Origin of the sequence: Nonomuraea sp. K271, from assembly GCF_009908215.1 — a bacterium.
Classification (GTDB): Bacteria; Actinomycetota; Actinomycetes; order Streptosporangiales; family Streptosporangiaceae; genus Nonomuraea; species Nonomuraea longispora.
Map to the genome: position 1 here is coordinate 1 of NZ_JAAAHR010000081.1, position 13,723 is coordinate 13,723.

A 13,723-nucleotide genomic window follows, 5' to 3' on the forward strand; every position below is an offset into this window, starting at 1 on the left:
GGACAGGGATGGTGCCGGGCAGCACGGTGCCGGGCAGCACGGTGCCGGCGCGGCGGACGGTGGCGGGCAGCACGGGGCGGGGGTGCCGGACGGTGGCAGGCGGGCCGCCGGCCGTGCCGAGCGGTCCGGAGGCAGGGTCAAGCTCCGGGGAAGCGCCGGGTGGCCGTTGCAGGAGGACGGCGGTTCGGGTGAAGGCGCACCCGGTGGCCGGGAGGCGGGCACGCCCTCGCGCAAGCGGCGGCGTACTCCTTCGTCCGACTGGCAGTTCCCGGTGCTCACCGCCTGGGGCCTGCGCCCGGATCAGCAGCGGTTGCTCGTGATCATCGCCGTGGTCGTGGGTGTGCTGGCGGGTGGCACCGGGCTGGTGTTCGTCGTGGGGTCCCTTGGCGAGTACACGCCGCAGCAGAGAACCAGCGCCGCCGTGATCGCGCCCGGCTCGACGTTGCCGCGGATTTTCCACGGCTGGAACTCGCCCAAGCTGTTCGCGCCGCTGACCGACAGGACGAAGGACAAACGTGCGCTGACGAAGAAGGAAGTGTTCGGCGAGAAGCAGCTCACCGTCACCAAGAAACTCAAGCTCAAGCTGGTCGCCAAGCAACTCGATTCCGACTGTTCGGCGGCCCTGTGGGGGCAGAGCGTCGTGGAGCGGGTCTCCGACGGCGGATGCAGCCAGGCCGCCCGCGGCCTGTACGCCAGCTCCGACGGGCGTTACGTCGGCCAGTACACCCTGCTCAACCTGAAGGACGGCGAGTCGGCCGCCGCCCTGGTGGAATCGTTGAAGACGGACTACCGGGGCGGGTGGACGATCCCCCTGCCCTCCTCCAAGGCGTCCTTTCCCGAGGGGGGCTATTCCGAGGCCGGCGGTTACGCGCTGGGCCACTATGTCGGTCTTGTCTGGCTCGGCCGGACCGACGGCGCCGAGCCGACCGCCAAGGACGACTTCGTCTCCCTGACCCTGGCGCTGCGCGGCGCGGAGAAGCCCGTCTACCGCAGGGTCGTCTCGCTGACGGGGCCGCCGGCCTGATGTCACGTCGTCTCGTCATCTCCGTCGCGATCGTGGGCGCGGTGGTCATCGCCGCGGCCGCCTGGTGGTGGTCGCGCCGCGACGCGCCCCGCCCGTCCACCTTCCACGCCGAGCCCACCTCCGCCTTCTACGCGGCCATCGACGACCGCAAGAACGACGCCGCCCCGCTCACCCCGCAGGAGGTCTTCACCTCCTCGGTCAAGACCGTGGGCGACATGCGGTTGGAGAGCACCCAGCAGTTCACCGACTGCGACGACGTCCTGTGGGGCGCCTCGGCCCCCGGCTGCACGCAGGCACTCCAGGCCGTCTACAAGGGGGACTCGACCGCGGGCCAGTTCGTCATCTTCAACATGGGCGACGGGCGCGCCGCCGACGCGCTGGTCTCGGCCCTCGGCGCGGACGGGTTCGTACGCCAGGGCATCCCCTTCCAGGCCGCCGGCAGTCGTGCGCAGGCCCGTGCCATGGGCCACTACGTAACGGTGAGCTGGGTAGGCGGTTCCGCGCCCGCGCAGGAACTGATTGCGGCGCTGGTGGCCCTCGACGGCCTGGGCCGTGTCGTCCAGGACCGCGTCGTCGCCGCCACCTGAGGCTCGCGCCGGGCGGTCGGTCGGTGCGGTTCGACGGTGTGCGAAGTGCGATGGGGCGCGCCGGTGCAGGTCAGGGGTGTGGAAGGCCGGCCTGGGCGCTGAGGCGTGAAAGGCGTTCGCTCGGGTGCTCCGTGATGACAATCCCAGCTCCCGCAGGAGCTGCCCCGCCTGAAGGCGAGCGTTGTGAGTGGGCGAAGGGTGGATGTGAGGTGAGGATGCCCTCGCGGGACAGGGGCGGCGCGAGTCATGGGCGGTGCTGGTCAGGGGGCGGTGCTGGTCAGGGGGCGGTGCTGGTCAGGGAGGTGACGGTTGCAGTGACCGCGTCCGGCAGGGCGGACAGGCGGTGCAGCGGCGCCTCCAACGCGGTCAGGTCGTCCGACCAGGGGGCCGCCTCGCGGATGAGGGCTCTGACGTCGTTCTTGGTGAGGGTCGTGCCCTGGTCGCGGGCCGCCGCGATGAGGGCTTCGCGCCACGTGTTGGCCAGCTTGGCGTGGCCGTTGTCGAGAATCCTGCGCAGCACGCGGGCCGCCGGGTCGCCGGGCTCCGGAAGGCGTACGGCGTCGAGTTCCTCCTCGTCGGCGCTGGTCGTGTAGACGGCGGACAGCACGTCGGGCAGGGGCGGCAGGGCGGCTCCCAGAACGCGTACGCGGGAGGCGCGCGTCGCCAGGAGCAGGCGGGGGAGCGCGGCCTCCATGCCCGGTGGCAGGGCGACGGCCACGCGGCCGGGGGTGGCGGCGTACGGTTTGGCCAGCCAGGTCGGCAGCTTGACCCGGGGCTGGGTGAGGTCCTTGGGCCACTCGCCCACCAGCAGGTCGGGCTCGAAGTCTGAAATGCTCCTCTTTGAGGCTGAAATGCCCTTCTGGGCGTTTTCTATGGCTTGTGGGCCCTGAGTGTAGATGGCGGTGCTCTGGCGGCTCAGGCGGGATGTCACGGCCGGGCGGGTCTTCGTGGTGGGCCGGAGGATGTACAGGTCGGCGGCCGAACCGATGGCTTCCGCGCCGTAATAGCGGTTGAAGTCGGGATAGATGGCTTCGTAGGCGAGGTTGAGGTCCGCCAGGGCCTGCTGGACCTTGAACGCCAGCATGGGCATACGCTCCCCGGCGCCGTACGCCAGCACCACCCGCCCGTCGTCCTTCAGCCCCTCGACGGCGCGCGCCACGAACAGGCCGACCCCCTCCGGTGTGTACGGGGGGTCGGTGAGCGCCAGGTCGTGAGTCCTGGCCGAGGCCGGCAGGCCGAGCCGCAGGTCGGCCCAGCGGGTGCGGACCCCGAGCCGCTGCTCGTCGATGTAGGCCAGGATGCGCTCGTCGATGTCGGCCACCGTGACCTCGGTCTCCGGGTGGACGAGCTTGACGGCCAGCGAGGTCAGGTCGTGGTCGCCCACGCAGAGCAGGCGCGCACCAGGCAGCCAGAACCGCGCGCCGAGCAGCAGCGCCCGCCGCAGCACGGTCTCGGGCGTGGCGGCGACGTGGTCGAGGACGTGGCGGGCGCGCGGGGCGCCGGCGACGAGGGCGCTCAGGCGGTCGAGCACCCCGGAGTAGTGGGGGAGCAGGTGGGCGACGGGGTCTTCCGGCGGCGGCGCCACGGCGAAGAGGTCCTGGAAGGCGTGGGTATGGGCGAGCGGCACGCGGAAGGTGCCGCCGGAGCGCTCCAGCGGCAACTCGCGCAGCAGCGCCTCGATGGTGCGCCTCGATGTGGCGCTTGCGCGAACCAGGTCGGCGAGCTTCCACCACCGGCCCTCGCACAGGAGTGTCAGCGCGTGCCTCAGCCGCCTGCTGTCAGCCCCTGCCTCTCGGAGCAGACGCTCCACCCCGTCACGGTCCATGGTCACGACCATATCGAGGGTAAGGGATGGGGCAGGCACGCCGGAGAAGCGCGCCCGGCGAGCCGCCCGCCGGGCCAGGCCGGCAGAGAAATCGCCAGTCCTGCCGCATACAGGTGGGCGGAACCGGGAATGACACCGGCCTCGCCCAGAGTTTGGGATAGAGAGTTCGGATGCTGGACCAGCCCAAATGTTCGCATTGCGGACGTGGTGGGCACCATTCCGGCATCGTGTTGTAACCTCTACCCACGATATGCAGCAGGGCCAACGTCGTCCCCGCCTGTAAAGCAGTTCGAGACAGACGATGACGACGGGAGGGATTCAATGCCTGCTGCCCACCTCGGGTTCCCCGAGCCTCAGGGCCTCTACCACCCCGCCAACGAGCACGATGCCTGCGGTGTCGCCATGGTCGCCGACGTCGCGGGACGCCGTGGTCACGGCATCGTGGCCAAGGCGCTGACGGCGTTGTGCAACCTTGATCACCGGGGGGCCAAGGGTAGCGAGCCGGACACCGGCGACGGAGCCGGGATCCTGACGCAGATCCCCGATGAGTTCTACCGCGCGACAGTGCCGTTCGCGCTGCCCGCCGCCGGCGCCTACGCGACCGGCATCGCCTTCCTGCCGATCGACGAGGAGGCCAGGCGCATCGCCGTCGGCCTGATCGAGGAGATCGCGGGCGAGGAGGGCCTCACCGTGCTCGGCTGGCGGGAGCTGCCCGTCGACCGTGCGCTTCCCGGGCCGAGCGCCCGGGCCGTCATGCCGCACTTCGCCCAGCTGTTCGTGTCGGGATCCGGCGGGCTGGAGGGGCTGGAGCTGGACCGGCTCGCGTTCTGCCTGCGCAAGCGGGCCGAGCACGAGGTCGACGTCTACTTCCCCTCGCTGTCGGCCAGGACGATCGTCTACAAGGGCATGCTCACGCCCGACCAGGTCGAGCCGTTCTTCCCCGACCTGAGCGACGAACGTTACGCGACCGCGATCGCGCTGGTGCACTCGCGGTTCTCCACCAACACGTTCCCGAGCTGGCCGCTGGCCCACCCCTACCGCTACGTCGCGCACAACGGCGAGATCAACACGGTCAAGGGCAACCGCAACTGGATGCGGGCGCGCGAGGCGATGCTGAAGTCCGCCCACATTCCTGGCGATATTTCGCGACTTTTCCCCATCTGTGACCCGGATGGCAGCGACACCGCCAGCTTCGACGAGGCCCTGGAACTGCTGCACATCGGCGGCAGGAGCCTGCCCCACGCCGTGCTCATGATGATCCCCGAGGCGTGGGAGAGCCACACCGAGATGGACCCCGCGCGGCGGGCCTTCTACGAGTTCCACTCCACGATGATGGAGGCCTGGGACGGCCCCGCCTCGATCACGTTCACCGACGGCACCCTGGCCGGCGCGGTGCTCGACCGCAACGGCCTGCGCCCCGGCCGCTTCTGGGTGACGGCGGACGGCCTGGTCGTGCTGGCCTCCGAGGCCGGCGTGCTCGACTTCAAGCCCGGCGACGTCGTCAGGAAGGGCCGCCTGCAACCGGGCCGCATGTTCCTCATCGACACCGCACGCGGCAAGATCATCGAGGACGACGAGATCAAGGCCGAGCTCGCGGCCGAGCTGCCGTACGCCGACTGGCTCCACGCGGGGCTGGTCCGCTTCGAGGAGCTGCCCGCGCGACAGCGCGAGGTCCCGACGCACGAGGCGCTGGTCCGGCGGCAGCAGACCTTCGGCTACACCGAGGAAGAGCTGCGCGTCATCCTGTCGCCGATGGCCAGGGCCGGTGCCGAGCCGATCGGCTCCATGGGCACCGACACGCCCGTCGCCGTGCTGAGCGAGAAGCCGCGCCTGCTGTACGACTACTTCACGCAGCTGTTCGCGCAGGTCACGAACCCGCCGCTGGACGCCATCCGTGAAGAGCTGGTCACGTCGCTGGCCAGCACGCTCGGGCCTGAGGGAAACCTGCTCGACCCCGGCCCCAGCTCGTGCCGCCAGCTCGTGCTGCCGTACCCGGTGCTCGACAACGAAGAGCTGGCCAAGATCATCCACATCAACGACGAGGGTGACCTGCCCGGCTTCCACCCGTACGTCATCAGCGGCCTCTACGACGTGGCCGGCGGCGGCCAGGCGCTGCTGCGGCGCCTGGAGGAGGCCAAGGCACAGGCGTCCAGGGCGATCGCCGGCGGGGCGCGGGTCATCGTCCTGTCCGACCGGGGCTCGTCCGAGACGCTGGCGCCGATACCGGCGCTGCTGCTGACCGGCGCGGTGCACCACCATCTGATCCAGGAGAAGACCCGCACCAAGATCGGGCTCGTCATCGAGACCGGCGAGGCCCGCGAGTGCCACCACATGGCGCTGCTCATCGGCTACGGCGCCGGCGCGGTCAACCCCTACCTCGCCGTCGAGACCGTCGAGGACCTCGTCGACTCGGGCGCGCTGCAGCTCGACAAGCGCAAGGCCGTACGCAACCTCATCAAGGCCTACGGCAAGGGCGTCATCAAGGTCATGTCCAAGATGGGCGTGTCCACGGTGGCCTCCTACACCGGCGCCCAGATCTTCGAGGCGCTCGGCCTGAGCCAGGAGGTCATCGACTCCTGCTTCACCGGCACCACCTCCCGCCTGGGCGGCGTCGGCTTCGACGTCCTGGCCAAGGAGATCGAGCTGCGGCACCGCCACACCTACCCGCGGGTGCCGAACGCCCACCGCAAGCTGCAGGTCGGCGGCGAATACCAGTGGCGGCGCGAGGGCGAGCCGCACCTGTTCAACCCCGAGACCGTCTTCAAGCTGCAGCACGCCACCAGGACCCGCCGCTACGAGATCTTCAAGGAGTACACGAACCTCGTCGACTCCCAGGCGGAGCGGCTGATGACCCTGCGCGGCCTGTTCAAGCTGCGCAAGGGCGACCCGATCCCGCTCGACGAGGTCGAGCCCGCCTCGGAGATCGTCAAGCGTTTCTCCACGGGCGCGATGTCGTACGGCTCGATCTCGATGGAGGCGCACGAGACGCTCGCCATCGCGATGAACCGGCTCGGCGGCAAGTCCAACACCGGCGAGGGCGGGGAGGACCCCGAGCGCCTGTACGATCCCGCGCGCCGCAGCGCCATCAAGCAGGTGGCCTCCGGGCGGTTCGGCGTCACCAGCGAATACCTGGTCAACGCGGCCGACCTGCAGATCAAGATGGCGCAGGGCGCCAAGCCCGGCGAGGGCGGCCAGCTGCCCGGCCACAAGGTCTATCCGTGGATCGCCAAGACCCGGCACTCCACGCCGGGTGTCGGCCTCATCTCGCCGCCGCCGCACCACGACATCTACTCGATCGAGGACCTCGCCCAGCTCATCCACGACCTGAAGAACTCCAACCCGGAGTCCAGGGTGCACGTGAAGCTGGTCGCCGAGGTCGGCGTCGGCACGGTCGCCGCGGGCGTGTCGAAGGCGCACGCCGACGTGGTGCTCATCTCGGGGCACGACGGCGGCACCGGCGCCTCGCCGCTGACCTCGCTCAAGCACGCGGGGGCCCCGTGGGAGCTCGGCCTGGCCGAGACTCAGCAGACGCTGCTGCTCAACGACCTGCGCGACCGCATCGTCGTCCAGGTCGACGGCCAGCTCAAGACCGGGCGTGACGTCGTCATCGCCGCGCTGCTCGGCGCCGAGGAGTACGGCTTCGCCACCGCGCCCCTCGTCGTCTCCGGCTGCGTGATGATGCGGGTCTGCCACCTCGACACCTGCCCCGTGGGCGTCGCCACGCAGAATCCGGAGCTGCGTAGGCGCTTCAGCGGCAAGCCCGAGTTCGTGGTCAACTTCTTCGAGTTCATCGCCGAGGAGATCCGCGAATATCTGGCCGAGCTGGGCTTCCGCTCGCTCGACGAGGCCATCGGGCACGTCGAGATGCTCGACATGACGGCGGCCGAGGACCACTGGAAGGCCGGCGGCCTCGACCTGTCGCCGATCCTGCACCGGCCGGAGCTGCCCGCGGGCACCGCGCTGCGCCGCGTCGTCGAGCAGGACCACGGGCTCCGGCACGCCCTCGACAACACGCTGATCCAGTTGGCCGAGGGCGCGCTCGCCAACGGCACGCCGGTGACGCTGGAGCTGCCCATCCGCAACGTCAACCGCACGGTCGGCACCATGCTCGGCTACCAGGTGACCAAGCGGCACGGCGGCAAGGGCCTGCCCGACAACACCATCGACATCTCGTTCAACGGCTCGGCGGGTAATTCGTTCGGCGCGTTCGTGCCGCGCGGGATCACGCTGAGGCTGACCGGCGACGCGAACGACTATCTCGGCAAGGGCCTGTCCGGTGGGCGGATCACGGTCCGGCCGCACGAGGAGGCGCCGCTCGACGGCCACATCATCGCCGGCAACGTCGCCCTGTACGGCGCCACGTCCGGCGAGGTGTTCGTCCGCGGCGTCGTCGGCGAACGGTTCTGCGTGCGCAACTCCGGCGCGACGGCGGTCGTCGAGGGCGTGGGCGACCACGGCTGCGAGTACATGACCGGCGGCAAGGCCGTGGTGCTCGGCCCGACCGGGCGCAACTTCGCGGCCGGCATGTCGGGAGGCATCGCGTACCTGCTGGATCTCAAGCCCGAGCGGGTCAACCGCGAGATGGTCGCCATCGAGGCGCTCACCCAGCAGGACGCCGAGTTCCTCACGGAGGCCGTCGAGAAGCACTTCGCGGAGACGGGCTCGCCGGTCGCCAAGCAGCTGCTCGCCGACTGGGACGTCGCGCTCGGCAGGTTCGGCAAGGTCATGCCGACCGACTACAAGAGGGTGCTGGAGGCCGCCGAGGCCGCCCGCATCGAAGGCAGGGACATCGACGAGGCGGTCATGGCCGCCGCGGTTCAGGGCTAAGGGAGGCGTAGAATGGCTGACCCGAAGGGTTTTCTCACGCACGACCGGGAGCTACCGGCGCGCCGCCCCGTCGACGTCCGCATCAGCGACTGGCGCGAGGTCTACCAGGACTTCCCGCAGGACAAGCTGACCAAGCAGGCGGCACGGTGCATGGACTGCGGCATCCCGTTCTGCCACAACGGCTGCCCGCTCGGCAACCTCATCCCCGAGTGGAACGACCTCGTCCACCGCACCGACTGGCGCGAGGCGGTCGAACGGCTGCACGCCACGAACAACTTCCCGGAGTTCACCGGCAGGCTCTGCCCGGCTCCGTGCGAGGCGGCGTGCGTGCTCGGCATCAACGCCGATCCGGTGGCGATCAAGCGGGTCGAGGTCGAGATCATCGATCGGGCGTTCGCCGAGGGCTGGGTGACCCCGCAGCCCCCGGCGGTCAGGACCGACAAGAAGGTCGCGGTCGTCGGCTCGGGGCCCGCCGGCCTGGCCGCCGCCCAGCAGCTGACCAGAGCCGGGCACGACGTGGTGGTGTTCGAACGGGCCGACAGGATCGGCGGCCTGCTGCGCTACGGCATCCCCGAGTTCAAGATGGAGAAGCGGCACATCAACCGCCGCCTCGACCAGATGCGGGCCGAAGGCACCGAGTTCCGCACCGGCGTCAACGTCGGTGTCGACGTCACCGCCGCCGAGCTGCGCGAGCAGTTCGACGCCGTGGTGTTGTCCGGCGGCGCCACCCGGTGGCGTGATCTGCCGGTGCCCGGACGCGAGCTCAAGGGCGTCTACCAGGCCATGGAATATCTGCCGCTGTCCAACAAGGTCCAGGAGGGCGACCTCGATCGCTCGCCCCTCTCGGCCGAGGGCAGGTACGTGGTGGTGATCGGCGGCGGCGACACCGGCGCCGACTGCATCGGCACGGCGATCAGGCAGGGCGCCAGGTCCGTCACCCAGCTCGAGATCATGCCGCAGCCGCCGGCGACCAGGCCGGACCACCAGCCGTGGCCGACGTACCCCATGCTGTTCAAGATGGAGAGCGCCCACGAGGAGCTCGCCGACGGGCAGGGAGCGCGGGTCTACGCCGTCTCCACCACCGAGTTCGTCGGCGACGACGACGGCAACGTGCGAGGGCTGCGGCTGGTCGAGGTCGAAGGGCCGCAGAACGGGTTCAAGCCGATCCCCGGCACCGAGCGGGAGATCCCGGCCGAGCTGGTCACCCTGTCGATGGGCTTCCTCGGCCCGGAGAAGGGCGCCCTGCTGCAGGACCTCGCCGCCGTCGCCGGTGACGGCTTCTACGACGCGCGGGGCAACGTCTCGCGCGACAAGACGTACATGTCCAAGGTGGACGGCGTCTTCGTGGCCGGCGACATGGGGCGCGGGCAGTCGCTCATCGTCTGGGCCATCGCGGAGGGCCGGGCCGCGGCCTCGGGCGTGGACCGGTACCTGTCGGGGGAGACGGCGCTGCCGTACCCGATCCTGCCGACCGCGCGGCCGCTGGTCTGACGTTCACGGTGCGGGGCCGCTCACGAGGCGGCCCCGCACCGCACCCGTGGGCGCTGCTGTCGCGAGGTCCGGCCGCCGGGCAGGCGCGGTCCACGGCGTCCAGCACGCACTGGGACTCGGGGCCGGTCGCGCGGTAGACGAGTCGGCCGGCGCATGACCTGATGCGGACGGTGGAGCGCCAGCTCATCCCGATAGCACGCGAGATGGGGCGGCGCGGCTGGACGACAATCTGGGCGCCCCTGGATCGACTTCGCCCGCTGATCGGGGCCGGAGCCGGGCCGCCCCACGCTCGGCGCCGGCCCGCGTGGCGGGTGTATGTGGGAAGAGCTGAGCGTATTGACTAGCTTCGCCACTCATCTACTGAAATTTCACTACTAAGGTGCATCGCTGATTGACTGTCGGGAACATGCTGGTTCAGCGGCCAGTCGGCGGATGGGGGAAGCATGCGGCGAGTCGCCTCTGGAATGATGGCGCTCGCCGCCACGGTCCCCCTCGCGGCCTGCGCGCCGCCGGCCCCCCAGAGACCCGCCGCACCCCAGAACGACTATCTCGTTTTCTACGCGCAAGGACGGCACGCCGACGCCGTGCACGCCGTCGAACGGGCAGGCGGCACCATGGTCGGCGAGGACGCCAGGCTCGGCTACCTGCTGGCCAGGAGCGCGGGCGGCGGCTTCACCGAGGGCGTGGGCGCCGACCAGGCCGTCGTGGGCGTGTCGTCCGACCGGCGCATCGGCTACGCCACAGCGCGCCCGAGCGTCCGCCAGGAGGCCGGCGCGGCCTTCCCCGACGCGTCGTCGTTCACCAAGAGCGCGGCCGAGCCGCTCGCCGGCCGCCAGTGGGACATGCGGATGATCGGCGCGGACCGCGCGAACGCCACGGTTCCCGGCAGCAGGCAAGTGCTGGTCGGAGTCATCGACACCGGCGTCGACGGCAAGCATCCCGACATCGCCCCCAACTTCAACCGCGAGCTGAGCCGCAACTTCGTCACCGACCGGCCCAAGGACAAGAACGGCGAGACGCTCGACGGCCCCTGCGAGGCCGAAGGCTGCAAGGACCCCGCCGACGTGGACGACGACGGCCACGGCACCCACGTCGCCAGCACGATCGCCTCCCCGATCAACGGCATCGGCATCGCGGGGGTCGCGCCCGGCGTGCAGATCGTCAACCTCAGAGCCGGCCAGGACTCCGGCTTCTTCTTCCTCAAGCCCAGCCTCGACGCGCTCGCCCACGCCGCCGACATCGGCGTGGACGTCGTGAACATGAGCTACTACGTCGACCCCTGGCTGTTCAACTGCAAGAACAACCCGGCCGACACCAGGAAGCAGCAGCTGGAACAGCGGGCCGTCATCACCGGGATGCAGCGGGCCCTCGACTACGCCCGCAAGAAGGGCGTCACGCTCATCTCCGCCCTCGGCAACGGCGGCATCGACCTCGGCCGTCCCAAGGTCGACGACCAGAGCCCCGGCTACCCGAAGGGGGACGAGAAGGACCGCAAGATCGACAACTCCTGCGTCAACGTGCCCGCGGAGTCCGACGGCGTCATCTCCGTCTCCGCGGTCGGCCCCACGGGACGCAAGGCGGTCTACAGCGACTACGGCGTCGAGCAGACCGACCTGGCCGCGCCGGGAGGCGACATCCTCGACGGCGAGGGCGCCAGGGCCGACCGGGGAATCCTGGCCGCCGCGCCCGAGCGCGTGCTGCGCGCGACAGGGCGCATCGACGCCGCGGGCAACCCCAGGGGCGCGGACGTGGTCAAGGACTGCAAGAACGGCCGCTGCTCGTACTACCAGTATCTGGAGGGCACCTCCATGGCCTCGCCGCACGCCACCGGTGTCGCGGCGATCCTGATCAGCCGCTTCGGCAAGCCCGGCGAGGGCGGTCTCCAGCTGGACCCGGACACCACCGAGCAACTGCTCTACAAGAGCGCCGCGCAGAAAGCGTGCCCGACGCCCCGCCGCCACGTCTACACCATCTACAACAAGACCGAGACGCACGAGTGCGAAGGTGACAAGGCCGACAACGGCTTCTACGGCCACGGCATCGTGGACGCCTGGAAGGCCGCCACCGTCGAACCATGACCCGGCGTGAACCACGCTGAGGCGTACCCGAACTTGGCCCGTCCTGGGGGCGCCGTTCTCGTTCTGTTCGCCTTCGGAGGGTACGTTCTCCGTCGTCAGTGACTGTTAAGTGGTCTGTACCAATTAAGGTAGGACTCGTGACTCGTCGCGCGAAAATCGTCTGCACTCTCGGCCCCGCCACTTCGTCCAAGGAACGCCTGCACGAGCTGATCGCCGCCGGCATGGACGTGGCACGGTTCAACCTCAGTCATGGCAACCATGACCTGCACAGAGAGGTCTACGACCGGGTCAGGGAGGTGGCGGCCGACCTCGGCCGCGGTGTAGGCGTGCTCGCCGACCTGCAGGGCCCCAAGATCCGTGTCGGCACGTTCGAAGAAGGTCCCGTCAGGCTGGGCTTCGGCGACGTCTTCACCATCACCACCGAAGACGTGCCGGGCGACCGCGAGCAGGTCTCCACCACCTACAAGGGGCTGCCCAACGACGTGCGCCCCGGCGACACCATCCTCGTCGACGACGGCCGCCTCGTGCTCGAGGCCACCCGCGTCGACGGCGACCGCATCGCCACCCGTGTCGTCATCGGCGGCATGATCTCCGACAACAAGGGCCTCAACCTGCCCGGCGTCAACGTCAGCGCCCCCGCGCTGACCGACAAGGACGAAGCCGACCTGCGCTGGGCGCTGCGCACCGGGTGCGACATGATCGCCCTGTCGTTCGTGCGCCGCCCGTCCGACGCCGACGTGGTGCGCAACATCATGGAGCAGGAGGCCGTGCGCCTCCCGCTGCTCGCCAAGATCGAGAAGCCGCAGGCCGTCGACCGCCTCCCCGACATCGTCGAGGCCTTCGACGGCATCATGGTGGCCCGCGGCGACCTCGGCGTCGAGCTGCCGCTCGAGCAGGTCCCGATCGTGCAGCGCCGCATCATCGAGCTGTGCCGCGAGAAGGCCCGCCCGGTCATCGTCGCCACCCAGATGCTCGACTCCATGATGAGCTCCCCGCGCCCCACCCGGGCCGAGGCCTCCGATGTGGCCTACGCGGTCATGGACGGCGCCGACGCGGTCATGCTGTCCGGCGAGACCTCCGTGGGCAACTACCCGATCGAGGCCGTCTCCACGATGGACCGCATCGCCTGCGCCGCGGAGAAACACTCCCTGCACGCCACGCACACGCTGGATCGCATGCCGGAGACGACCGGCGGCGCCATCGCCAGGGCCGCGGCCGAGGTCGGCGCCATCGTCGGGGCCAAGGCGCTGGTGGCGTTCACGATGTCCGGCGAGACGGCGCGGCGGCTGGCCCGCTACCGCTCGCCGATCCCGCTGCTGGCGTTCACGTCCGCGCCCCACGTGCGGGGGCAGCTCTCGCTGACGTGGGGGGTGGAGACGTTCCACGTGCCCTTCGTGCACCACACGGACGACATGGTGCGGCAGGTCGAAGCCTCGCTGCTGTCGTCGGGGCGGCTGGAGAAGGGCGACAAGGTGGTCATCGTGGCCGGCTCGCCTCCCGGCACGCCCGGCTCCACCAACGCCCTGCGCGTCCACACCATCGGATCCGCCGTGTCTCACGCGCACTGACTCTTCTCACGGCCCAGCCACCTGCGCGCAGGTGGCTGGAGGCTTTTCCAGCGAAGTGGTCGCCCACCGTTCTCTATCAATGCCGCACGTGGCTGAGCATCCTTCGGAAGCGGCCGTTGACCTGGCTGGTCGCCGTGAAGTGGTTTTTGGTCACGGCTTCGCCGGGTTGGGCCACCCGCCGCACGTGGCTGAGCACCCTCCAGGAAACGGCCGCTGACCCCTCACCGGCCGGCCGCCGTAACGAACCGTCCTGTGGGCCCGCTCCGTGGTTGAGCGGCTGGGCCCCTTACCGGATTCCCGAGGCGGGCCCCGTTTCGCTGCGC

General features: G+C 70.2%; 7 protein-coding genes. 6 read left to right on the forward strand and 1 reads right to left on the reverse strand.

Going from position 1 to position 13,723, the window contains the following annotated elements; translation table 11 throughout:
• Positions 1–1,024: hypothetical protein (locus tag GUY59_RS25765; protein WP_161714696.1), on the forward strand; the 1,024-nt coding region annotated here is incomplete at its 5' end.
• Complete coding sequence (locus tag GUY59_RS25770) at positions 1,024–1,611, forward strand: hypothetical protein (RefSeq protein ID WP_138202244.1); 588 nt, start codon at positions 1,024–1,026, stop codon at positions 1,609–1,611. The genes GUY59_RS25765 and GUY59_RS25770, both read left to right, overlap by 1 nt.
• Before the next feature lie 277 nt (positions 1,612–1,888).
• Here the strand turns inward: GUY59_RS25770 and GUY59_RS25775 are convergent, their stop codons facing one another.
• Positions 1,889–3,436: a bis-aminopropyl spermidine synthase family protein gene (locus tag GUY59_RS25775; protein WP_201761334.1), complete on the reverse strand. Its 1,548-nt coding sequence runs from the start codon at positions 3,434–3,436 to the stop codon at positions 1,889–1,891.
• 321 nt (positions 3,437–3,757) lie between these two features.
• Between GUY59_RS25775 and gltB the strand changes: the two genes are divergently transcribed.
• The 4 genes from gltB to pyk all read left to right on the forward strand — a co-directional run bounded on the left by gltB (position 3,758) and on the right by pyk (position 13,400).
• Positions 3,758–8,263 carry a glutamate synthase large subunit gene (gene gltB / locus GUY59_RS25780; RefSeq protein WP_138202245.1) on the forward strand — a complete coding sequence of 1,502 codons (4,506 nt, stop codon included), beginning with the start codon at positions 3,758–3,760 and terminating at the stop codon, positions 8,261–8,263.
• 12 nt (positions 8,264–8,275) lie between these two features.
• Positions 8,276–9,754, forward strand: a complete 1,479-nt coding sequence (locus GUY59_RS25785) for a glutamate synthase subunit beta (RefSeq protein ID WP_138202246.1) — start codon at positions 8,276–8,278, stop codon at positions 9,752–9,754.
• Positions 9,755–10,197: 443 nt separating this feature from the next.
• The gene (locus tag GUY59_RS25790; protein ID WP_236667497.1) at positions 10,198–11,832 is read left to right on the forward strand and encodes a S8 family peptidase; all 1,635 of its coding nucleotides are present in this window, start codon (positions 10,198–10,200) and stop codon (positions 11,830–11,832) included.
• 137 nt (positions 11,833–11,969) lie between these two features.
• Positions 11,970–13,400 carry a pyruvate kinase gene (gene pyk / locus GUY59_RS25795; protein ID WP_132333407.1) on the forward strand — a complete coding sequence of 477 codons (1,431 nt, stop codon included), beginning with the start codon at positions 11,970–11,972 and terminating at the stop codon, positions 13,398–13,400.
• Positions 13,401–13,723 lie beyond the last annotated feature (323 nt).

Excerpts from the sequence above, each read along its gene's own strand:
- GUY59_RS25770 (WP_138202244.1), top strand. The coding sequence starts at position 1,024 with ATGTCACGTCGTCTCGTCATCTCCGTCGCGATCGTGGGCGCGGTGGTC.
- GUY59_RS25775 (WP_201761334.1), bottom strand. The coding sequence starts at position 3,436 with ATGGACCGTGACGGGGTGGAGCGTCTGCTCCGAGAGGCAGGGGCTGAC.
- gltB (WP_138202245.1), top strand. The coding sequence starts at position 3,758 with ATGCCTGCTGCCCACCTCGGGTTCCCCGAGCCTCAGGGCCTCTACCAC.
- GUY59_RS25785 (WP_138202246.1), top strand. The coding sequence starts at position 8,276 with ATGGCTGACCCGAAGGGTTTTCTCACGCACGACCGGGAGCTACCGGCG.
- GUY59_RS25790 (WP_236667497.1), top strand. The coding sequence starts at position 10,198 with ATGCGGCGAGTCGCCTCTGGAATGATGGCGCTCGCCGCCACGGTCCCC.